This is a genomic window from Bradyrhizobium sp. B117 (genome assembly GCF_038969555.1).
Classification (GTDB): domain Bacteria; phylum Pseudomonadota; class Alphaproteobacteria; order Rhizobiales; family Xanthobacteraceae; genus Bradyrhizobium.
Window position 1 is genome coordinate 9,308,358 of the sequence record NZ_CP152414.1, and the last position, 20,526, is coordinate 9,328,883.

A 20,526-nucleotide genomic window follows, 5' to 3' on the forward strand; every position below is an offset into this window, starting at 1 on the left:
CGTCGTGGCCGCTGGGAAGCGTGCTCGAAACTTTATTGTTTGCTCTAGCCGGCGCCCATCAGCGAGGCCGGACGGCGTTCGCCGGTCGCGACGAACATCTTCTTGAGCTTGTTGACGACGCGGATCAGGAAACCGATCATCACCGGATTGGTCTTGCGGCAGAACGCGATCTTCTTGACGTAGCCCTCGACGTGCCATTTGGCATGGGCGCCGTCGCGGAAGAAGATGACGTCGCCGGGGCCGTAGCGCTTCGGCGGCATGCCGTCGCTTTCGAGCACGATCGATCCTTCCATGATCATGATCGTCTCGTCGATGTCGTAGTACCAGTTGAAGCGGCCTTCGGTGCAGTGCCAGATGATGGTCGAGGCGGTGCCGTCGGCGCTGGTCGACAGGATATGCGAGCGCGATACCGGGTTGCCCTCGATGATCCAGGACGGCTCGATCGGCCGCAGCTCGAGGTCCACATTGCAACTACCGACTTCAATCAATGCGCGCGACATCTGCTTCCCCAAGGAATATAATATGGCTGCCGGGACTCGGCCCGGATTGTTTCCAAAGATGTTGGAACGCTAGTAGCCGGTTTTTAATTCTTTCTTACGCAGGCCCCGCAAATCAGCCGCAAGTTGCATGTGCGAAGCAGCAAACGCGACGATTTCCCTGCAAATCCGCGCACATGAACCCATCTTTTCCAGGGTGCGACAAAATGCGCGAAGCAGCCAAAGGAGCCCATGCCGATGCCCCTGACGCCCGAGGTCCTCACAACCAACGATGAGGTCGTCGCCTGGCTCGGCAGCCTCGATGTCTCCTTCGCGCCGGACGAAGAGACCTGGTTCACCATCGACGGCATCGAAAGCCCCCGGCAGATCGGCAGTGACAGCGCCGGCGGCGCCTTTGTCCTGCTGCCATCGCAGAATGTGCTCTACGTCTCATCGGAGGGCCGCGCCGGGATCATCGCGGAGAATTTCGAGGCGTTCATCCAGCTCGTGATCGCCCGCCCCTACTGGCTCGACATCCTGAAATTTTCCGCCGGCGGCGACCTCGCCGAGATGCGGCGCGCGGCCGATGCGCTGGAGGCGACACTCGACGACGAGGACGACATCAACGAGGCCCGCGAGCAACTCCGTGCTGCGCTTGACCTGCCGGACGCGAATGATCCGGTCAGCGCGCTCTACGACGCGGTCGCTGCTTCCGACGTCGTCGTGCGGGCGACCGACGCCAGCCCGTTCACGACGCTGTTCAACCGCTTCAGCATCGACAACAACCCGATGCTGCGCGACGCGGCGGCCTGAAACGAATCATAGAGTGAGAGTTCAGGAGGGATTGTCGCCTGGACCTTCACCTCTCCCCAGCGGGGAGAGGTCGGATTGCTCAGGCGCGCAATTGCGCGCCTGAGCAATCCGGGTGAGGGGCCGCGGCACCCAGCGAGACCAGAACCCCTCACCCGCATCGCATCTTGCGATGCGACCCGACCTCTCCCTACGGGAGAGGTGAAGAGCTCCCGGGGCTCGAGCGTGCCCTACTTCGCCCACTCGCCCTTGCGGAACACCGGCACCTTGCTGCCGTCAGCCAGGATGCCGTCGATGTCGGTTTCGGCGGTGCCGATCATCCAGTCGATGTGGATCAGGCTCTGGTTGCCGCCTTGGGCGGCGATCTGCTGCGGCGTCAGCTGCGCGCCGTTGACGAAGCACTTCGAATAGCACTGGCCGAGCGCGATGTGCGAGGCCGCGTTCTCGTCAAACAGCGTGTTGTAGAACAACAGTCCGCTTTCCGAGATCGGTGAGGAATGCGGCACCAGCGCCACCTCGCCGAGGCGTCGCGCACCCTCGTCGGTGTCGAGCACCTTGTTCAGCACCTCCGCGCCGCGCGAAGCTTTTGCGTCGACTATCTTGCCGTCCTCGAAGCGCACCGCGATGTTGTCGATCAGCGTGCCCTGATAGGACAGCGGCTTCGAGCTCACGACATGGCCGTAGACGCGCCGGCAATGCGGCGTGGTGAAGACCTCCTCGGTCGGGATGTTGGCGTTGCAGCTGATGCCGTTCTTGGAGAGCGAGGCGCCGCCTTCCCATTCATGACCGTCGGCGAGCCCGATGGTGAGGTCGGTGCCGGGTCCCGAGTATTGCAACGCGCGAAAGCGCTGGCCGTTGAGCCAGTTGGTGCGCTCGCGCAGCACCGCATTGTGGCTCGCCCAATTGCCGATCGCGTCCTCACGGTCGACGCGCGACGCCGCGAAGATCGCATCCGCGAGCTTGCCGATCGCGACGTCTTCCGGATCGTTCGGAAACACCTGCTTGGCCCAGGACGGGCTCGGATAGGCGATGATATTCCAGTTGGTGTCGAAATTGACGATCTTTTCCAGCGCCGGCTGATAGGCCATCGAATTGGCCTTGCTGGCGCGCGCGACCTTGGAGGGATCCTCGCCCGACAGCAGCATCGGATTGTCGCCGACGATGGCGAGCCGCGCGGTGTTTTCTGAGAACGCCTTGGCCATGCCCTCATAGAGCCAGCCGGCGGCGCGGTCGAAACTGTCGTCGTGACCGTGGCGGTAGCGCGCCAGCGTCATCTCCTCGTCCGACAGGATCGGCGTCACGATGCCGGCGCCGGCCTTGTAGGCATGCACGGCGATCCGCCGCACCAGCGGCAGCGCGATCGCGGGCGCCGTCAAGAGCAGATCCTGTCCCGGCCGCAAGCCCAGGCCCACCTTCACCGCCACCTCGGCCAGCCGGTCGAGTTTCGCGGGATCGATGGGAGCGGCGGAATTGCGGTGATCAGTCATGCGGAGTCCTCTGCCGAAAGTCTGACGTTCAATCTAAGCCTAGCATCGCGAGACACAAGTGCGCGAGCACCTTGCGACACATGAAAGATACGCAATTTCACCCATCTTGGTTTTCAACGCGTTGCGGATTTCAGCACCCGGTCGACCATCGCGGGCGCGAGACCGAGGTAATTTTTCGGTGAGGTGAGCGCCTCGATCGTGGCGCGGTCGATGCGGCTTGCGACGCGGGAATCGGACGAGAGCGCGTCCGCCAGCGTCAGGCCCTTCTCGTTGGCGAGCCGGCAGGCGTCGTAGACGACGTCATGCGCCTCCTGCCTTCCGATCTGCGGCGCGAGCCCCATCATGACCGCTTCGGCCACGATCAGGCCGCGGCTGATGGCGAGATTGTCGTTCATCTTCGCTTCGTCCACGATGAGGCCGGCGAGCGCGAACTTGGCCTGGTGCAGCGCGCCCGCGGTGAGCACAAAGCTTTCGGGGATGGCCATCCATTCGGCGTGCCAGGGACCGGTGGCGCGTTCGAAGTCCTGCACCATCGCGTCCAGCATCAGCCCGGCGTGCTGGCGCACCGCCTTGCTTGCCGCGAGCATCAGCTCCGAGGAGATCGGGTTGCGCTTCTGCGGCATGGTCGAGGAGGCGCCGCGGCCCTTGACGAAGGGCTCATAGAGCTCGGCGAACTCGGTCGAGGCCATGATCATGATGTCGAGCGCGATCTTGCCGAGCGAGCCGGTCACGAGCGCGAGGAAGTTCACGCCTTCCGCAAACCCGTCGCGCGCGACATGCCAGGTCGAGGCGGGCACGCCGAGCTTCAGCTCATTGCAGAGCGCCTCCTGCACCTCAAAACCCTGGTCGCCGAGCGAAGCAAGCGTGCCGGCGGCGCCGGCGAACTGGCCGACCAGGACGCGCGGCTTCAATTGCTTCAGACGCTCGGCGTGGCGGTCGAACATCGCGAGCCAGATCGCGGTCTTGTAGCCGAACGTGACCGGCAGCGCCTGCTGGAGATGGGTGCGGCCGGCCATCGGCGTGTCGCGATAACGCTTGGAGAGGTCCGCGAGGATCTTGCGCAGCTCGGCGATGTCGCGCTCGACGATCTCAAGGCCCGCGCGCAGTTGCAGCACCACGGCGGTGTCCATGATGTCCTGCGTGGTCGCGCCCCAATGCACGTAGCGGCCGGCATCGCCGCATTGCTTCACCATCTGATGCACCAGGGGGAGGATCGGATAGCCGACGATGTCGGTCTCCTGCCGGAGCAGATCGAAATCGAGTGCGGTGACGTCGGTCCGCGCCGCGATCTGGTCGGCCGCCTCCTGCGGGATCACGCCGCATCGCGCCTCCGCTTTCGCCAGCGCCACCTCGACCTCGGCATAGCGGCCGACCAGCGCGACGTCGGAAAACACCTCGCGCATCTCAGGCGTGCCGAAGGCGTCGCGGAACAGCATGGAGTCGAGCACAGTGGTGGAGGCGGGAAAAGCGGGCATGGGCGTTTCTTTATGGTTGGTGTTTGTGTGGAGGGCAGCTTACGCGGGGCGTGCTGTTCGGCAATGGACATTCACTGTTCGGTGCATATGCAAATGCCGTCATTGCGAGGAGCTCTTGCGACGAAGCAATCCAGAATCCCTCCGCGGAAAGACTCTGGATTGCTTCGCGGAGCCTGTCATCGGGCCGCGCTTCGCGCGGACCCGTTGGCTCGCAATGACGAAGGAGAGGACGGAGGCCTCATGAGCGCAGCGACACCTCGCGAGAAGCTGCCGGAAATGGCCACAATTCTAATTCCGGTTGTATTCCCCCTTGAAATCCGCATGGCAGCCATCACGCAAACGTGCTGAACCCTGTTGCCCCTTCGGCGGACTCACAGACTTCAAGTCGAAATCCATTTTCGATTTCATCATTGCCAGATGTTGCCGTGAGGATTGAGTTTTCGACGTGCAGTTTCTGTTCCGGGATCACCTTCTCGACACCGACCGGCGCGAGCTGAGCCGCGAGCAGGTTCCCGTGGCCGTGGAGCCGCAGGTTTTCGATCTCGTCGTCCACCTCATGGAAAATCGCGATCGGGTCGTCAGCAAGGACGAGCTGATCGACAAGATCTGGCACGGGCGCAGCGTCTCCGAATCCACCCTGACCAGCCGGATCAACGCGGCGCGGAAGGCGATCGGCGACAGCGGCGCGAACCAGGCCCTGATCCGCACCATCGCGCGCAAAGGCTTCCGCTTCGTCGGCGACGTCCAGACCCAGTTCGGCGCGGCCGAGCCCGGCCGTATTGCCGCAGCGCCGCAGATCACGCTCGCGCTGCCCGACCGGCCCGCGATCGCGGTGCTGCCCTTCACCAACATGAGCGGCGATCGCGAGCAGGATTATTTTTCCGACGGCATCAGCGAGGACATCATCACCGCGCTGTCGAAGCTGCGCTGCTTCTTCGTCGTCGCGCGCAACTCCTCCTTCATCTACAAGGGCCGCGCCGTGCACATCCACGAGGTCGCGCGCGAGCTCGGCGTGCGCTACGTGCTCGAAGGCAGCGTGCGGCGGAGCGGCGAGCGGCTGCGCATTTCGGCGCAGCTCAACGACGTCTCGACCGGCAGCCATCTCTGGGCCGAGCGCTACGACCGCGAGCTCGCCGACATCTTTGCCGTGCAGGACGAGATCACCGAGGCGATCGTCGCCGCGATCGAGCCGCAGCTCTATGCCGCCGAGAGTTTTCGCGCGCAGCAGAAGCCGCCGGGCAGTCTCGATGCCTGGGACCTCGTGATGCGCGCGCTGTCGCATTACTGGCGCATCACGCGCGAGGACAATGCCGCCGCGCAAGGCCTGCTGGAAAAGGCTATTGCGATCGATCCCGCCTATGGCAAGGCGCTCGGCCTGTTCGCAACCAGTCATATCTTCGGCGCGCATATGGGCTGGGCCGACATGGCCATGACCGTGCCGGTCGCCGAGCGCGCCGCGGTCGCAGCGGTGGCGGCCGATCGCGAGGACGCCTGGGCCCATCACGGCCTCGGCTATACGTATCTCTTCCGCCGCCGCTTCGACGACGCGCTGGCGGAGTTCGAGCTGGTGCTAAAACTCAATCCGAATTTCGCGATGGCGCACGCCTTCCATGGCGTGACGCTGTGCTACGCGGGAAAATGGCAGGACGGCGATGCCGCCGCGCGCCGCGCGCTGCGGCTCAGCCCGCGTGATCCGCTGGCCGCGATCTATTGCGGCGTTGTCGCCTATGCTCAGTTCATCGGCCACAACTATGAGGCATCCATGCAGATGGCGCGGGAATCGATGCGGCAGCGGGCCGATTTCGTCGGCGCCCATCGCGTGCTGACGGCGGCGGCCGGCATGTCGGGCGATCCCGAGCTCGCGGCCTCCGCGCTGCAAGGCCTGAACCGTGCCCAGCCTGGCATCTCGCTCGCCTGGATCACGCGCGAGCTGCCGATGCTGCGGGCCGAGGATCGCGAGCATTACCTGGAAGGATTGCGGCGCGCGGGGATGAGGTAGGCGCTACACTGACGGTGCACCCTCTCCCCTTGTGGGAGAGGGTGGATTCGATGCAACGCATCGAAGCCGGGTGAGGGGTTTCTATCCTCGCGAGCGGTCTTGCATGCGGAGGGAAACCCCTCATCCGGCGCTTCGCGCCACCTTCTCCCACAAGGGGAGAAGGAAGAACAGAGTCCCCTACTCCTGCATCATCTCGCCGCTGCCGCCGAACTCGGCGGGAAAGTCCTTCAGCTTCGGCAGGCCGTCGCGCATCGGCAGCACGGTCTCGGCATAGTTGACGTGGACGCCCGGCGTAAACGCGAGCGTCGGGATGGTCGCGGTGAAGACGTCGATCAGGTCGAGCGGCGGATGGTTGGTCATGAGATGGCCGCCGCACTTCCTGCAATATTTGCGCTGGCTGAGCGGCGTCTTCACAAAAGTCTCGACGTGCTGGGCGCCTTCGGTGATGCGCACCGCTTCGGGCTTCCACAGGCTGAAGGCGTTCACCGGTCCGCCCGACCACGACCGGCAGGAGCGGCAATGGCAATAGCCCATCGCCGCCGGCTCCCCCGTGACCTCGATCGTGACCGCGCCACAGAAGCAGTTTCCGACATGTTTCATTGGGTCGTCTCCGTTGAGTATGAGATTTGGTGAGTGAGAAGAGATTTGGTCAGGCGAGCAGGCTGCGCACTCCCCGTTCGTCGAAGGAGGGGCGAAGAGACACCGCGCGCATCCTCCTTTCGGAGGACGCGCGCGGATGGACGCGAGGCCTATACTGACCGGCGCCAGGGAATAAGCATCGAAACCCGTTGTTTGTACTGCCGGTATTCGTCGCCAAAGAGGCCGATGAGATCGTGCTCCTCCAGCGCGATGCCGACGAAAATGTACATCGTGGTCACGGCCGCGAACAGCAGGTGGCCGACGGTCATCACAGGCGCCGCCCAGAACGCGATGATGAAGCCGAGATAGATCGGATGACGGACGAACTTGTAGAGCATCGGCGTCTTGAAGCGCACCGGCGCCTCCTCCTTGCCGACGAGATGGTTGGTCACCTGGCTGAGGCCGAACAACTCGAAATGGTTGATCATGTAGGTGCTCATGAACACCAGCACCCAGCCGGCGAACGACAGCGTGACCATGGTCACGGCAAGGTCCGGATTGCCGACGTCCCATACGACCGATGGCAACGGACGCCACTGCCAGAACAGGAGCAGCAATGACAGGCTCGCGAACAGGACGTAGGTCGAGCGCTCCACCGCCTTGGGGACGAATTGCGTCCACCATGCCTTGAAGCGCTGACGCGCCATCACGCTGTGCTGAACGGCAAACAGGGTCATCAGCAGCAAGTTGATGATGACGGCCTCGGCCGTCGGCGTGTCGGTTCCGGTGTCGATCGTCTTCGGCACCACCAGCCCCATCACGAAGCCGATAGCGTAGAGAATGGTGACGAAAAACACGAGATATGCCGCAATTCCGTACAGAAAGGCGATGAACTTGAAAACGCGTGAGCCCGCAATGTCCGGGCCGATCGAATGAACCTGATGATCAATTTGGGTCATAGAACGCTCCGTTGTGCCGAAGCATCGGCACTATTTGGTCTTCGCACCATGCCGGATCGGCCTGCCAGAGACTTTCGCGGACGGTTGATTTTCGCCTGAGACGACTTTGATTTTTGCTTGAGACGACAGAAACGTGCGATTTCTCTTTGAAAACAACGTGCTCGACGGCGACCTGCGGGAACTGACCTGTGACGGCGCAGCCGTGCCGCTGCAGCCGCAGGTGTTCGATTTGCTGCTTTATCTGGTCGCGCAGCGCGCCCGCGTGGTCACCAAGGATGACCTGATCAGCGCGATCTGGAGCGACCGAATCGTGTCGGATTCCGCGCTGAACAGCCGGATCAACGCCGCGCGCAAGGCGATTGGCGACGATGGTGCGGCGCAGCGGCTGATCAAGACCATCCCGCGCAAGGGCTTTCGTTTCGTCGGCGAGGTCCGGGAACAATCGGCAGCGCCATTGGCGGCGACCGAGCCCGCCCCTGCCAGGCCGCGCACTGCTGCGGACCGGCCGGCGATCGCGGTGCTGGCCTTCGAGAACATGAGCGGCGATCCCGCGCAGGATTATTTCGGCGACGGCATCAGCGAGGACATCCTCACCGCGCTGTCGAAGCAACGCTGGTTCATGGTGATCGCCCGCAACTCGTCCTTCACCTACAAGGGACGCGCGGTCCATATCCGGCAGATCGCCGAGGAGCTCGGCGTCCGCTACGTCGTCGAGGGCAGCGTGCGCAAGGCCGACAATCGCGTGCGCATCACCGCGCAGCTCAACGACGCCACGTCAGGCAGCCATCTCTGGGCCGAGCGCTACGACCGCGAGCTCGTCGACGTCTTCGCCGTGCAGGACGAGATCACCAACGCGATCGCCGCGGCGATCGAGCCGCAGATCCACGCGGCCGAGAATTTCCGCAGCCGTCGCAAGCCGCCCGCGAGCCTGGACGCCTGGGACCTCCTGATGCGGGCGCTGTCGCATTACTGGCGGGTGACGCGGCAGGATCACGAGGCCGCGCAGGCGCTGCTCGAGCGCGCCATCGGGATCGATCCGAACTACGGCCAGGCATTGTCGGTGCTGGCGGTGAACCACATGTTCGGCGTGCATCTCGGCTGGGCCGAGCTCGCCCGCGTAGCGCCGGCCGCGGAAGCCGCTGCACTGAGGGCGGTGCGCTGCGACCACGAGGATGCCTGGGCGCATGCCGCGCTCGGCAGCGTGTTCTTCTCGACGCGCCGGCTTTCGAACGCGCTGTCCGAGTTCGAGCAGGCGCTCGCGCTCAATCCCAACTTCTCGCTGGCGCAGGGCTATTACGCGCTGGCGCTGTCCTATGCCGGACGCTCACGGGACTCGTTCGACGCGGCGCAGCGGGCGATCCGGCTGTCGCCGCGCGATCCCTCGCTCGCGATCTATCACGGCATCGCCGGCTATGCCCGCTTCACCGAGCGGCACTATGACGAGGCCATCGCGCTGGCGCGCGAGGCAATCCGCCACCGCGGCGACCTCACCGGCGCCTACCGGGTGCTCGCGGTGTCCGCCGGCATGACCGGCGACACCGCGCTGGCGGAGAGCGCGCTGGGCGAGCTGCGCCGCACCCAGCCGGGCATCTCGCTGCACTGGATCGCGACGCAGCTGCCCTGGGCCAGCGAGGCCGACCGCGAGCATTACCTGGAAGGGTTCCGGCGCGCGGGGTTGAGGTGACATCTCTTACCCTCCCCTGGAGGAGGATAAGAGCGGAGGGTAAGAGCGCGGCGGCGTTACATGCTCTTTCGGCGCAGATGCACGATGACGTCGAGCCGCGCGATCTCATGGCCGGGAAGCGCCTCGGGCATTCTGGTGAAGGCGAGGCCATCGGCGACATCGACCAGCACATCCTCGCCTTCGAGGTAGAAGTGCGGGTGCACTGACGTGTCGGTATCGAAGAACGACTTGATGCCGTCAGCGGCGATCCGGCGCAACAGGCCGGCTTCCGTGAACTGATTCAGGGTGTTGTAGACGGTCGCAAGCGACAGATAGGCGTTCGCGGCCATTGCCTCTTCATAAAGGCTCTCCGCGGTGACGTGACGGTGGCCACGCAGGAACAGCAACTGGCCAAGCGCCAGGCGCTGGCGCGTTGGCCGCAGGCCGGCATCGACGAGCAATTGCAGGCAGTGCCGCATGCCCTCATCAAGCTCAGGTCCGACGCCGTCAGATCCGCTGTCGTCGGCCGTAGCGATATTCGTGGCCTGCATGTCCATCGATCGTCTCACGTCTGCAAGAACCAGGACGCGCAACAGAACATCCCGCCAGTTGCTATTGGATCGCAGAAGCGGCGACCCGGCTTTGATCCGGATCAAATTCGGCGCCGCCCCGCCTCTGACCTATCGCAAGGCTGTCCGGTTTATTCCCGGCCACAATGCGAAGATATCGATGAGGCTCACATGTCCAGGCCGGTTCCCGACAAGGCAGAGGTCGCGCTCGAATATCCCGACAAGTTCTATGTCGGCACCTTCGAGCATTCATCGCGTTTCGAGGCGCGGCTCGACGGCAGCGGCGTTGCGCTCGTGCTGCAACATCCGGGCGCGGCCGATGAGCGCAAATCGGTGCACCTGCACATCAATTTCGGGCTGCTCGCCGGCATCCTGCGGGAGCTTGCCGGCAGCGTCGCCGCCCTCCCCAAGGACGACATCGCACATCGCGAGCAGCTCGCAGACGCGCTCGACGAATTGCGAAAGGCGCTGCGGACGCCCTGAAGGCTACTTCGTTTTCACCTGGATCGGCTTCGGCGCCGGCACGGCGGCCCATTCCTTGTCGGCGCGGGGGCCGTTGAGATCGCCGGTCAGTCCGACGAGCTGGCCGGGCAGCACGTCGAGCGTCTGCTGCCAGGTCTGGGTCTGGCACAGAAATCTTATGAGGCAGCCCTTCAGCTTGAGGCGGTCGGGAGACTCGCGCCAGAGCGAGACCGAATAGGACCTGCCGTCCTCGGCATTATAGATCTCGCCCGCAAACCGCCCCTCGGCCGTCGCCTGCAAGCCCATGATGAGCTGGTGGCCGAGCAGCGCCCGGGCGCGCTTGTCGGGATCCGGATTCTGGCTGTCGCGATAAGGCTGGCCGCGCTTGTCGGCGGGCTCTTTCATCCAGACGATGAAGCCGCAGATGCGATCGCGCGACGGACCGCAGCGCTCGAGCCGGATGCGCGCGCGGCCGTCCTCGACCAGCCAGGTGCCGCTCGGATCCGGCGGTGCGGCGGCGCCGGCGCGGTCGCCAAAGGCCATCAGCACGATCGTGATCGCGATGCGCAGCACGAAGCGAAGCAGGAGGTTCATCAGTGGCACCTTTCGTTGGATTGGTCGCGGCGTCAGTTCAGTTGCGCCATCAGCGCGTCGGCGCCCTTGTCGAGGCCGGCGGTGGCGGCTGCGAGCGCGCCTGCGGTGGCCTTGATGTCGTAGGCGCCGGGATATTGCTTGGTGACGTAGGCGCTGATCAGCCGTGAGGTCGTGGCGTCGAAGATCTCGACGCCGTAGATGACCGAGCCGGTCAAGGTGCCCTCGCCGTCGCGCGCGGCCTGCACGCCGTTATAGACCGCACCGGCGACGTCGAAGCGGGAGAGCGTGCCGAGCACGGGCGTGTTGGTGACGGCGCCGGTAAGCGTCAGCCTGATCCGCAGCGTGTTCGGCCCGCGATCGCGTACCAGCGCGAAGCGGCCCCGCAGGCGGTCGGCGAAGCAATTCTGCATGTGGGCGGCGAGCGTCGCCTTGTCCTTGGCGGACATGTCGCCGAACTGATGATCCTTGCCGCGGTAGATCACGACGGGATCGAGGATCACTTTATTATAGGCGCGCCAGTCGACCGGCGTGGAATAGCGATAGGGCACACGGGCGTCTGACTTGTCCGGCGCCATGTAGGCCGACGACGCCATCTCCGAATAGGGCACGGGCACGACCGAGGCGCAGCCGGCCGCGGCCACGCAAAACAGCAGCGTTCCCAGACCGCGCAGGGCGATCGAGCGATCCATTCCAGACTCCTCTAGTGGCTTTTGTGAAAGGCCGATTTTGCAAGAGGCCTTTTTGGGAAGGTCTTTTGAGAAAAGCTTCGGTGGCCGCAGCCGCGTATGGGACCAGACGCGGCTGCGGCGCTCACCATCGCCGGCCCGGGGCTTCTCCGGGGCCAGTTCGGAAGCCTCGGGCCGTCTCAGTGTTTCGATTTATAAAACCGACCAGTTGGTTTGTAAAGTCGCAAAATGACAGCCTGACGCATTTGGCCGCAGGCGCGGCTTTGTGCAGGTCATGGCAAGCTTTCGTTGACGATGAATCAGGCGCGCTTGCGCCGCGTTGCGGCCTTTGCCGCCGACGGCGCCGCAGATTTGGCGGCGCGCGTGGCCGGCTGTTCGAGGCCGGTCCACTGCGTATCATCGAGCAGGCGCGCGAACAGTCGCTGGTGCTCGTCCTTGTCGAGCGGCGACATGCCGAACAGCGAGCTCAGCAGCAGGCCCATCGCGCCGGCCCAGCGCAGCATCGCAAGATCGGGATCGGTGGCTTCTTCCCTGATCGCCGCCATCCTCTCCATCTCGCGCTCGCGCGGCAGCGCCATCAGGCGGGGATTCTCGACCATGGCCGCAACCAGCGCCAGCGCAGCGGAGTTCGGCGAGGCCGCGGCTTCGCGGACGGTGGCGAGCTGGGTCGCCAGATTGGGATTGGCGGAGGTCTTGCTCACCTTCGCCATATAGGCTGTCGAGAATTCCTCGAAATGCGCCATCTGGCGCTCGAGCAACGCCTTCAGCACCGCTTCCTTGGTGCGGAACTGGTGCATCACGCCGCCCTTGCTGAGACCGCTCTCGCGCGCGATCGCATCGAGCGTCAGTCGGCCCGGACCGTCGCGCGCGATGATCGCGATGGCCGCTTCGAGCGCGGCATTGCGGGATCGTTCGGAGCGGGTGGCGTTGTCCATGGCCGACTTGTCTCCGTGACAAGACAATGAATCAAGTAAAAACGGGACGCGCTGTACATTTTTTGGGCGAACGCTGTCGAGACTTTCATCTTGCGGCGCCGAATGGGACTGTGTGAGCCTCGATATCGGATGGGGACTGAGATGGGCCGGCCGTCGCTTCGCGCGCGAGCACGTCGCGAAGCGTTTGCGGCCGGCCGCGCTTGAGAAAGATACGATATGCCAAAACGAGTGTTGCTTGGTCTCCTCCTGGCTTGCGGCCTCACGGCCCCGGCGCTGGCGCAAGAGCCGAAAACGGGGGGCGTGATCAATGCCGTGATCCAGCCCGAACCGCCCGGCCTGATGCTTGCGCAGGTCCAGAACGGCCCGACCCAGATGGTCTCGGGCAACATCTTCGAGGGCCTTTTGCGCTACAGCCCCAAGCTCGAGCCGCTACCGGAGCTGGCCGAAAGCTGGAGCGTCAGCGAGGACGCCAAGACCTACACCTTCAAGCTCAAGAAGGGCGTGACCTGGCATGACGGCAAGCCCTTCACCGCCGCCGACGTTCTGTTCTCGATGGAGATGCTGAAGCAGACGCACGCCCGTGCGCGCACCAATTTGGCGCAGGTCGACAAGATCGAGACGCCGGACGACTATACGGTGGTCTTCACGCTGAAGCAGCCGTTCGGTCCGTTCCTCGGCATCTTCGAGGTCGGCTCGATGCCGATGGTGCCGAAACATCTCTACGAAGGCACCGACTGGAAGACCAACCCCTACAACAACGCACCGGTCGGCACCGGCCCCTTCATGTTCAAGGAGTGGCAGAAGGGCTCGTTCATCCGCCTGGTCAAGAACCCAAACTACCACGAAAAGGGCAAGCCCTACATCGACGAGATCTACTGGCAGATCATCCCCGACGCGGCCGCGCGCTCGGTGGCGTATGAGACCGGCAAGGTCGACGTTCTGCCCGGCGGCTCGGTCGAGAATTTCGACGTGCCGCGGCTCTCCAAGCTGAAGGACACCTGCGTCACCGGCGCCGGCTGGGAGTTCTTCTCGCCGCTGGCCTGGCTATGGCTGAACAACCGCCAGGGGCCGCTCGCCGACAAGCGGGTGCGGCAGGCCATCATGTACGCGATCGACCGCGATTTTGCCAAGGACGTGATCTGGAACGGGCTCGGCAAGGTCGCGACCGGCCCTTCGTCCTCGGCCATCAAATACTACACCGACGACGTGAAGAGATATCCGTACGATCCGGCCAAGGCCAAGGCGCTGCTGAAGGAAGCCGGCTACAAGGGCGAGAAGATCCGCCTCTTGCCGCTCGCCTATGGCGAGACCTGGCAGCGCTGGGGTGAAGCGGTGAAGCAGAACCTTCAGGACGTCGGCATGAACATCGAGACGATCGCCACCGACGTTGCCGGCGGCAACCAGAAGATCGGTGACTGGGACTACGACATCGCCTTCACCTATCTCTACCAGTATGGCGATCCCGCCCTCGGCGTCGGTCGCAATTACATCTCCAGCAACATCGCGAAGGGACAGATCTTCAACAACGTCGAGGGCTACGTGAACCCGGAGATCGACAAGCTGTTTGCCGACGGCGCGACCGCGACCCCGGATTCCAAGCGCAAGGAGATCTACGACAAGGCGCAGAAGATCCTGGTCGAGGACGTGCCGGTGGCCTGGATGCTCGAGCTGCAATTCCCGACCATCACGCGCTGCAAGGTCAAGAACCTGATCACCACCGGCATCGGCGTCAATGACGGTTTCAAGGACGCATGGCTCGACAAGTGAGCCTCTTACCTCTCCCCGCCTGCGGGGAGAGGTCGACGCGCCCCGAGCGATGCGAAGCATCGTCTCGCGCGCGGCGGGCGAGGGGGTACAGGTCTCTCGGCAACGTCCTGCCGTGGGGAGAGGCCCCTCACCCCAACGCTCTCAGAGCGAGCGAAGCTCGTCTCGCCCCCGCAAGAGCGGGGCGAGGGAGCGCACGACCCCACTGGCTCCTGGTCACCTCACCAAGATGACTTTCTAAGATGCTCTCCTTCGTTGCCCAGCGCGTCCTCAAGGGCGTGATCGTCCTGCTCGCGATCGTCGTCCTCAATTTCTTCCTGATCCGGCTTGCGCCCGGCGATCCCGCGGTCGTGATGGCGGGCGAGGCCGGCGCCAGTGACCAGGTCTTCGTCAAGCAGCTCCGGGAAAAGTTCGGCCTCGACAAGCCGCTGCCCGAGCAGCTCTTCATTTACGTCAAGGGCGTCGTCAGCCTCGACCTCGGCTTCTCCTTCCGCCAGCAGGCGCCGGTCGCGAAGCTGATCGGCGAGCGGCTGCCGGCGACGCTGCTGCTGACGCTGACGGCATTCGCGATTTCGCTCGCGCTCGGCGTTATCTTCGGCACCTTCGCCGCGCGCTTTGCCGGGACCTTCCTCGACACCGCCATCACCGTGTTCGCGCTGATCTTCTATGCCATGCCGATTTTCTGGGTGGCCTTGATGGGCATCCTCCTGTTCTCGGTCACCATGGATTGGCTGCCGAGCTTCGGTTACGAAACGGTCGGCGCCAACTACACCGGGCTTGCCCATGCGGTGGACGTCGCAAAGCACCTGGTCATGCCCGCGATGACGCTCGGCCTGTTCTTCATGGCGACCTATACCCGCATGACGCGCGCCTCGATGCTCGAGGTGAAGCGCCTCGACTTCGTCAAGACCGCGCGCGCCAAGGGCCTCAGCGATGCCGTGATCCAGCGCCGCCATGTGCTGCGCAACGCGCTGCTGCCGGTCGTGACGCTTGCTGGCGTGCATTCCGGCACACTGATCGGGGGCGCCGTCATCACCGAGACCGTGTTCGCCTGGCCCGGCATCGGCCGCCTGATGTACGACGCCCTGCTGCAGCGCGACTACAACCTGCTGCTCGGCGTGTTCGTGATCTGCTCCGCCATGGTGCTGATCTTCAACCTCATCACCGACCTCGTCTATCGCCTGGTCGACCCGCGCATCGAATTCGCCTCATGAAACAGTTCTGGAAATCGATGCTGAAGAGCCCCAGCGGCGTCATCGGGCTCGTCATCTTGCTCTTCGCGATCTCGGTCGCGGTGTTCGGACCGATGCTGTTCCCGAACTCGCCCTGGCGCATGGTGCAGCGGCCGTTCCTGCCGCCGTTCACGCTCTCGACGGTACCGCTCGGCACCGACGCACTCGGCCGCGACGTCTTCGCCGGCATGATCTTTGGCGCCCGCGTCTCGCTGCTGGTCGGGCTCGTCTCCACGCTGGTCGCACTCGTCGTCGGCGTGCCCATCGGCGCCATGGCCGGCTATTTCGGCGGCAAGGTTGACGACGCCTTGATGCGCTTTACCGAGTTCTTCCAGACCATTCCGAGCTTCGCGCTCGCCATCGTGCTGGTTGCGATCCTGCAGCCCTCGATCTATTCGATCGTGGCCTCGATCGCGGTGGTGAGCTGGCCGCCGGTCGCGCGCCTCGTGCGCGGCGAGGTGCTGTCGCTGCGTACGCGCGAATATGTCCAGGCCGCAATCGTCACCGGCCAAAGCAACAGCTGGATCATCCTGCGCGAGATTTTGCCGAACGCGTTGTCGCCGGTGATCGTGCTGGCATCATTGATGGTGGCGACCGCGATCCTCCTGGAATCCTCGCTGGCCTTCCTCGGCCTCGGCGATCCCAATCTGATCTCCTGGGGCTACATGGTCGGCGCCGGCCGCACCGTGATCCGCCAGGCCTGGTGGATCACGGTGTTTCCCGGCGTCGCCATCCTGATCTCGGTGCTCGGGCTGAACCTGATCGGCGAAGGGCTCAACGACGCGCTCAATCCGCGCCTGTCGCGGGAGGGCCGCTGATGATGACCGCGCCGCCTGCCGTCTCCATCAAGAACTTGCGGATCGCGCTGCCCAAGGGCGCCGAGCGTCCCTTCGCGGTCGACGGTGTTTCGCTGGACTTGCGGCCCGGCAAGATCGTCTGCGTCGTCGGCGAGTCCGGCTCCGGCAAGTCGATGTGCGCCCACGCGCTGATGGGCCTGCTGCCCGATACGGTCTCGGTCACATCAGGCGAGATCCAGTTCGAGGGACGCGACCTGCTCAAGCTCGATGACGACGGCTGGCGCGATTTGCGTGGCCGCCGGCTCGCGATGATCTTTCAGGAGCCGATGACCGCGCTCAATCCGTTGATGCGGATCGGCGACCAGATGGCGGAGATGTTCGAGGCCCACGGCCTGCTCACGCCGAAGGAGCGGCGCGCGAGGGCGTTGGCGCTGGCGCGCGAGGTCGGCCTGCCCGACCCCGAGCGCATCGTGCGCGCCTATCCGCACCAGCTCTCCGGCGGTCAACGCCAGCGCGCCATGATCGCGATGGCGCTCGCGCTCGAACCGGCGGTGCTGGTGGCGGACGAGCCGACCACAGCGCTCGACGTCACCACACAGGCACAGATCCTCAAACTGATCCGCAACCTCCAGCGCAACCGCAACATGGCGGTGATGTTCATCACCCACGACTTTGGCGTGGTTGCCGATATCGCCGACCAGGTCGTGGTGCTCAGGCACGGTAAGGTCGTCGAGGAAGGTCCCGCCGCGACGGTCTTCAACGAGCCGCGGCACGACTACACCAAGGCGCTGCTCGCTGCCGTGCCGTCGATGGACCCGCCGAAACGCGCGCCGCTCGACGACCAGGCCAGGGCCGTCGAGGTGATCGGGCTGGACAAGACCTATGTCACGTCGGGCGGCTGGTTTCGCGAGGACCGCCGCGTCGATGCCGCGCGCGCGGTGAATTTCAACATCCTCAAGGGCGAGACGCTCGGCCTCGTCGGCGAGTCCGGCTCCGGCAAATCGTCGGTCGCGCGCCTCGTGATGCGGCTGATCGAGGCCGACTGTGGCACGGTGCGGATCGGCGAGACCGACCTCACACAGCTCTCCGGCAGGGCGCTGCGCGCCGAGCGCCACCGGATCCAGATGATCTTTCAGGATCCGTTCGCTTCGCTCAACCCGCGGCGCAAGATCGGCCACATCATCGCCGACGGCCCGATCGCAGCGGGCACCGATCCCAAGGTCGCGTTCGAGCGCGCTCGCGATCTCCTCAAGATGGTCGGCCTGGATGCCGGCGCGCTCGAGCGCTATCCGCACGAATTCTCCGGTGGCCAGCGCCAGCGCATCGGCATTGCCCGCGCGCTTGCACTGGAGCCCGAGATCATCGTCGCGGACGAAGCCGTCTCCGCGCTCGACGTCTCCGTGCAGGCGCAGGTCTTGAAGCTGCTCGAAGATCTCAAGGCGCGCCTTGGGCTCTCGATGCTGTTCATCACCCATGATCTGCGCGTCGCCGCGCAAATCTGCGATCGCATCGCGGTGATGCAGCGCGGCGCCATCGTCGAGCTGAAGCCGACCGCGCAGCTCTTCGCCGCGCCGGAGCACGCCTACACGCGCGAACTGCTCGCGGCGGTGCCGGGACGGAAGGAACGTGCGCCGGCGGCGTGAGGCCGCAAATCGCGACTATCGCTTGGCCGGAGGGTTCGTGTTGTTCCAGTTGGGGACCGAGTTGGTCACACCGACCGACGGCTGATTAGATGTTCCGACCGATGGCGCGGTGACCGTCCCGACAGTTTGTCCGGAACTTCCAACTGTGCCTTGTTGTGCGGGTACGCCCGGGCTGAGGCGCGTGCCGCTTTGTGAGCCCGCCGACGTTTGCGCGCTTGCGGCGAGCGGCACAGCCGCCAATCCAAGAGTAACAAGTGTGGCGATAGCGCGTCTTGTTCTTGTCATGACTGATCCTTTCGAGCGCGGTCCTTTGATCGCATCGGCCGTTCGGCAGGTCGAACCGCTCGTGCATTGAACGATTGTACAACTCCAAGCCCGCAAAAATGTGCCGCGGCACGATCGTACTGCGGGGCTCAACACTGCATCACGATGCCGGGAAGCGGCTCTGTCAGACGTGGCGTGAGGCAGAGGCGTTGCTGAGGTATTCTCTTCCGCTCAGGAACGGATCGGTCACGGGCTTTTTATCCCTTGTGACCGCCAGCACGGCTGCAACGACGAAGCCGGCATCCCATATTCGCATGGAATGATTTCCATCATCTGATGATGGATCGAGGATCATATTGGAGGCCGACATGGGCCAGGTTATTCAGTTTGTGTCGAAATCGGAGCGCGAACGTCTTCGCCTCATCCAGGAAGCGCGCGCGATTTACGACAGCATCTTCCCGCCGGCCGATCCGGCCGGCGATCAGTCGAGCGGAGCCGACGCGCGCCAGAGCGACAGGGGCAACCTCGCATGATCAAGATCATCGCCGTGCTTTGCAGCCTCGCCTCTCCGACCAATTGTCACGAGCAGCTCGTCACCAGCTCGGACTTTGCGCAGGTCTCGGTGCAGTCGTGCCTGATGGGCGCGCCGCAGCTCGCCGAATGGATGAACCAGCATCCGGCCGAGCGCCTGGCAGCGTGGCGCTGCGTGATCGGTCAACAGAACGGCCGGGGCATTTAGCGGCGCGAGGCCGCTTTCTCCGAACGGTCCGGCCGTCACGGCTGTCGTGACCGGCGACCTTTCGAGCCAGGAACGGCTCGAACACAGTGACGACCATCCATTGCCGGAGTAACCTGCCCTGCACCGTTGGCAGCAGGGGGAAATCGGATGGAGGTCGCCAGCCTCGTTCTTCCCGTATTCGCGATCATCGTCACCGGGTGGCTCGCCGGCGAGTTCGGCTATCTCTCGCGCTCGCTCGCCGATGCGCTGGTGCATTTCGCCTACAACGTGGCGATGCCGGCGCTGCTGATCGTCACCATCGCCCAGGAGCCGGCGCGCAATCTCTTGGAATGGCGCTTCCTGCTCGCGTTCGGCGGCGGCTCCCTCATCTGCTTCGCGCTGGTCTTCGTCGCCGTTCGCGGAAAGCATGATCTCGCCAGCAGCACGATCCACGGCATGGCGGCGGCGATGACCAATACCGGGTTCGTCGCGCTGCCGATCCTGCATGCGATCTACGGCCAGCCCGCCGTCCTGCCCGCCGCGGTGGCGACGGTGTTCGTGGCCGCGGTGATGTTTCCGATCACCGTCATCCTGCTGGAGCGGAACGCGCGCGAGCCTGCGCATTCCGCCGGCCTCGCAAGGCAGATCCTGCTCAACCCGATGGTGCTGTCGACCCTCATCGGCCTCCTCTGGTCGATCACGGGCTTGCGGATTCCAGCAGCCGTCGCGGCCTATCTGAACATGATCGCGGCCGCGCTCACGCCCTGCGCGCTGTTTGCCATCGGGCTCGGCCTGTCGGTCGAAGGCCTCCGCTCGAACCTGAAGGCATCGTTCGCACTCGCCGCCATCAAGCTGGTGATCATGCCGCTGCTCGTCTACGGGCTCTGCGTGATCCTGGGCCTCAATCCGCTCTACACGGTGGCCGCCGTCATCTGCGCGGCCGTGCCGACGGCGAAGACCGTGTATGTGCTGGCGCACGAGCACAAGGTCGAGGAGAAGCTGGTTGCGGCCACGGTCTCGGTCACGACGATGCTGTCGGTCGGAACATTGCTGGTCGCGCTCTACCTGCTCTCGGGCCTCGCCACCGGATCGCGCTGATCCACATCGGCGCTATCGGGTGGTGTTGCTCCAGGTCGGCACCGCATTGGTCACGCCGACCGACGGCCAGTTGTACGTTCCGATCGACGGCGCAGTAACCGTGCCGACCGTCTGTCCGGACGAGCCATAGGAGGCCTGGGGCTGCGCGACCGGCGCGCCGACGCCACGATAGGTCGGAGCCACCACGCTGGTGCTGTAATGCCGGCTGGACCGGTGCTTCTTCGCTTCAGCCGCGTAGGGCGCGGCAAGCAGTCCGGTCGTGATAAGTGCGGCAATGGCGAGTTTCATGCTGGTCATGGCTGATCCCTCGATCGCT

22 protein-coding genes are annotated in these 20,526 nt (G+C 64.6%); 11 read left to right on the forward strand and 11 right to left on the reverse strand.

The window, feature by feature from the left end:
• Positions 1-44: 44 nt before the first annotated feature.
• Positions 45-500 carry a cupin domain-containing protein gene (locus AAFG16_RS44210; RefSeq protein ID WP_342735372.1) on the reverse strand — a complete coding sequence of 152 codons (456 nt, stop codon included), beginning with the start codon at positions 498-500 and terminating at the stop codon, positions 45-47.
• Positions 501-734: 234 nt separating this feature from the next.
• Here AAFG16_RS44210 and AAFG16_RS44215 point away from each other — a divergent pair, with 234 nt between their 5' ends.
• Positions 735-1,289, forward strand: a complete 555-nt coding sequence (locus tag AAFG16_RS44215; RefSeq protein ID WP_342735374.1) for a hypothetical protein — start codon at positions 735-737, stop codon at positions 1,287-1,289.
• Between the two features lie 227 nt (positions 1,290-1,516).
• Here the strand turns inward: AAFG16_RS44215 and AAFG16_RS44220 are convergent, their stop codons facing one another.
• Together AAFG16_RS44220 and pcaB are read right to left on the reverse strand one after the other, a co-directional pair.
• Complete coding sequence (locus AAFG16_RS44220) at positions 1,517-2,773, reverse strand: aminopeptidase (RefSeq protein WP_342735376.1); 1,257 nt, start codon at positions 2,771-2,773, stop codon at positions 1,517-1,519.
• 113 nt (positions 2,774-2,886) lie between these two features.
• Entirely contained in the window at positions 2,887-4,248 is a 1,362-nt protein-coding gene (gene pcaB, locus AAFG16_RS44225) for a 3-carboxy-cis,cis-muconate cycloisomerase (RefSeq protein WP_342735378.1), read from the reverse strand.
• Between the two features lie 445 nt (positions 4,249-4,693).
• On the opposite strand from pcaB, the gene AAFG16_RS44230 reads away from it, so the two are divergent.
• Positions 4,694-6,247, forward strand: a complete 1,554-nt coding sequence (locus AAFG16_RS44230) for a winged helix-turn-helix domain-containing protein (protein WP_342735380.1) — start codon at positions 4,694-4,696, stop codon at positions 6,245-6,247.
• Between the two features lie 177 nt (positions 6,248-6,424).
• Here the strand turns inward: AAFG16_RS44230 and AAFG16_RS44235 are convergent, their stop codons facing one another.
• Together AAFG16_RS44235 and mddA are read right to left on the reverse strand one after the other, a co-directional pair.
• Positions 6,425-6,847, reverse strand: coding sequence for a GFA family protein (locus tag AAFG16_RS44235; RefSeq protein WP_027562006.1), 423 nt, complete (start codon positions 6,845-6,847; stop codon positions 6,425-6,427).
• A gap of 149 nt (positions 6,848-6,996) precedes the next feature.
• Positions 6,997-7,785 (reverse strand): methanethiol S-methyltransferase, encoded by a 789-nt coding sequence (mddA, locus tag AAFG16_RS44240; protein ID WP_283082439.1) that lies wholly within the window; start codon positions 7,783-7,785, stop codon positions 6,997-6,999.
• A gap of 133 nt (positions 7,786-7,918) precedes the next feature.
• On the opposite strand from mddA, the gene AAFG16_RS44245 reads away from it, so the two are divergent.
• Positions 7,919-9,469, forward strand: a complete 1,551-nt coding sequence (locus AAFG16_RS44245) for a winged helix-turn-helix domain-containing tetratricopeptide repeat protein (protein ID WP_342735384.1) — start codon at positions 7,919-7,921, stop codon at positions 9,467-9,469.
• Positions 9,470-9,525: 56 nt separating this feature from the next.
• Here the strand turns inward: AAFG16_RS44245 and irr are convergent, their stop codons facing one another.
• Complete coding sequence (irr, locus tag AAFG16_RS44250) at positions 9,526-10,005, reverse strand: Fur family transcriptional regulator Irr (RefSeq protein ID WP_342735386.1); 480 nt, start codon at positions 10,003-10,005, stop codon at positions 9,526-9,528.
• Between the two features lie 183 nt (positions 10,006-10,188).
• Here irr and AAFG16_RS44255 point away from each other — a divergent pair, with 183 nt between their 5' ends.
• Positions 10,189-10,500, forward strand: a complete 312-nt coding sequence (locus AAFG16_RS44255) for a hypothetical protein (RefSeq protein ID WP_283082441.1) — start codon at positions 10,189-10,191, stop codon at positions 10,498-10,500.
• A gap of 3 nt (positions 10,501-10,503) precedes the next feature.
• Here AAFG16_RS44255 and AAFG16_RS44260 read toward each other — a convergent pair whose 3' ends face one another.
• From AAFG16_RS44260 to AAFG16_RS44270, 3 genes are all read right to left on the reverse strand, one after another.
• Positions 10,504-11,073 (reverse strand): DUF2147 domain-containing protein, encoded by a 570-nt coding sequence (locus AAFG16_RS44260; RefSeq protein WP_342735388.1) that lies wholly within the window; start codon positions 11,071-11,073, stop codon positions 10,504-10,506.
• Between the two features lie 32 nt (positions 11,074-11,105).
• Positions 11,106-11,762: a DUF3313 domain-containing protein gene (locus AAFG16_RS44265; RefSeq protein WP_342735390.1), complete on the reverse strand. Its 657-nt coding sequence runs from the start codon at positions 11,760-11,762 to the stop codon at positions 11,106-11,108.
• Between the two features lie 296 nt (positions 11,763-12,058).
• A complete protein-coding gene (locus tag AAFG16_RS44270; protein ID WP_342735392.1) occupies positions 12,059-12,694 on the reverse strand; it encodes a TetR/AcrR family transcriptional regulator in 636 nt (211 codons plus the stop codon).
• Between the two features lie 216 nt (positions 12,695-12,910).
• On the opposite strand from AAFG16_RS44270, the gene AAFG16_RS44275 reads away from it, so the two are divergent.
• From AAFG16_RS44275 to AAFG16_RS44290, 4 genes are all read left to right on the forward strand, one after another.
• Complete coding sequence (locus tag AAFG16_RS44275; RefSeq protein WP_342735394.1) at positions 12,911-14,461, forward strand: ABC transporter substrate-binding protein; 1,551 nt, start codon at positions 12,911-12,913, stop codon at positions 14,459-14,461.
• Between the two features lie 239 nt (positions 14,462-14,700).
• Positions 14,701-15,672, forward strand: coding sequence for an ABC transporter permease (locus AAFG16_RS44280; protein WP_342735396.1), 972 nt, complete (start codon positions 14,701-14,703; stop codon positions 15,670-15,672).
• On the forward strand, positions 15,669-16,508 hold the full coding sequence (locus AAFG16_RS44285; RefSeq protein ID WP_342735398.1) for an ABC transporter permease: 840 nt from the start codon (positions 15,669-15,671) through the stop codon (positions 16,506-16,508). Before AAFG16_RS44280 ends, AAFG16_RS44285 begins: the two co-directional genes overlap by 4 nt.
• 2 nt (positions 16,509-16,510) lie before the next feature.
• Positions 16,511-18,130, forward strand: coding sequence for an ABC transporter ATP-binding protein (locus AAFG16_RS44290; RefSeq protein WP_342741082.1), 1,620 nt, complete (start codon positions 16,511-16,513; stop codon positions 18,128-18,130).
• Positions 18,131-18,578: 448 nt separating this feature from the next.
• Here AAFG16_RS44290 and AAFG16_RS44295 read toward each other — a convergent pair whose 3' ends face one another.
• Entirely contained in the window at positions 18,579-18,764 is a 186-nt protein-coding gene (locus AAFG16_RS44295) for a hypothetical protein (protein WP_342735400.1), read from the reverse strand.
• Here AAFG16_RS44295 and AAFG16_RS44300 point away from each other — a divergent pair.
• From AAFG16_RS44300 to AAFG16_RS44310, 3 genes are all read left to right on the forward strand, one after another.
• Positions 18,751-18,927, forward strand: coding sequence for a hypothetical protein (locus AAFG16_RS44300; RefSeq protein ID WP_283087162.1), 177 nt, complete (start codon positions 18,751-18,753; stop codon positions 18,925-18,927). The genes AAFG16_RS44295 and AAFG16_RS44300 overlap by 14 nt on opposite strands.
• Complete coding sequence (locus tag AAFG16_RS44305) at positions 18,924-19,133, forward strand: hypothetical protein (protein WP_027561994.1); 210 nt, start codon at positions 18,924-18,926, stop codon at positions 19,131-19,133. Before AAFG16_RS44300 ends, AAFG16_RS44305 begins: the two co-directional genes overlap by 4 nt.
• 147 nt (positions 19,134-19,280) lie before the next feature.
• Positions 19,281-20,210, forward strand: a complete 930-nt coding sequence (locus AAFG16_RS44310) for an AEC family transporter (protein WP_283082449.1) — start codon at positions 19,281-19,283, stop codon at positions 20,208-20,210.
• Between the two features lie 12 nt (positions 20,211-20,222).
• Here the strand turns inward: AAFG16_RS44310 and AAFG16_RS44315 are convergent, their stop codons facing one another.
• On the reverse strand, positions 20,223-20,507 hold the full coding sequence (locus tag AAFG16_RS44315) for a hypothetical protein (protein ID WP_283082450.1): 285 nt from the start codon (positions 20,505-20,507) through the stop codon (positions 20,223-20,225).
• Positions 20,508-20,526 lie beyond the last annotated feature (19 nt).